The organism is Frankia sp. AiPs1 (assembly GCF_023716945.1).
In the GTDB taxonomy this organism is placed as follows: domain Bacteria; phylum Actinomycetota; class Actinomycetes; order Frankiales; family Frankiaceae; genus Frankia.
In genome coordinates this window covers 1-854 of sequence record NZ_JAMQQF010001081.1, presented here as the reverse complement: position 1 = coordinate 854, position 854 = coordinate 1, and the positions used below count along the sequence as shown (strand labels likewise).

At 78.5% G+C, this 854-nt stretch carries 1 protein-coding gene; it reads right to left on the bottom strand.

Annotation, left to right across the window (positions count from 1 at the left end; all coding sequences use genetic code 11):
- The coding region (locus ND748_RS34385; RefSeq protein ID WP_285903026.1) for an Ig-like domain-containing protein at window positions 1-854 on the bottom strand (854 nt) is incomplete at both ends.

Here is an 854-nt window from a genome sequence, read left to right as displayed (position 1 = left end):
CCGACTAGCTGACCCACCACGGGGCCGAGGGGAGGTGGGGCGGGTTGTGGATCGCCGGTCAGCGCGAGCGCCCCGCCGGAACGCACGGTCACCGGGCCGACCTGCCGGCCGCCCGGGCCGACGCACAGCGACTGGCCGGCGGCGACCGTCAGGGGACCGGTGCGCGTCGTCGTGACGCACGGCTGGCTGAACCCGACGGTGACCTCGGTGGATCCGGCGGTGGTCCCCGGCGCGAAAGCCGGGTCGCCGCCGTAGCTGGCCGTGATCGCGTGGGTGCCGGGCTGGAGGCCGCTGATGCTGGCGCCGGCCTGCCCGCCGCTGAGCGACGCCGTCGCCAGGGTCGTGGAGCCGTCCAGGAAGGTGACCGTCCCGCCGGGAGTGCCGGCGGCCGGGTCCGCGCCGGTGACGGACGCGGTGAGGGTGACGGTCTGGCCGAACAGCGGCGTGGCCGTGCTGGCGGCGACCGAGACCGAGGCGCCGTACCGGAACGACACCGTCGCGCGACCGTTGCCGTGGTTGACGCCCCCGACGAGCGCGGCGTCGGTCACCGTCGGCGCCGCGAAGCCGCTGCCGCCGCCACCGCCCGCGCCGTAGAAGTTGCCCGGGTCACCGCCGCCGGAGCCGCTGCCACCGCCGTAGTAGCCGCCGCCTCCTCCGCCGCCGCCGTTGCCGCCCCCACCGCCGTTGCCACCGGAGCCGCCGCTGCCCGGATTGGGCTCGCCGGTCGAGGGATCGATGTCGCCGCCCGGGGTCCCCGGGGCGCCCCTGGCCGAGTTCGGGCTGCCCGTGCCGGGCGCGGTCTGCGTCGCGCCGCCGCCGGCGACCCCGGAACCCTCCGGGCCGCCGCCCTGGCC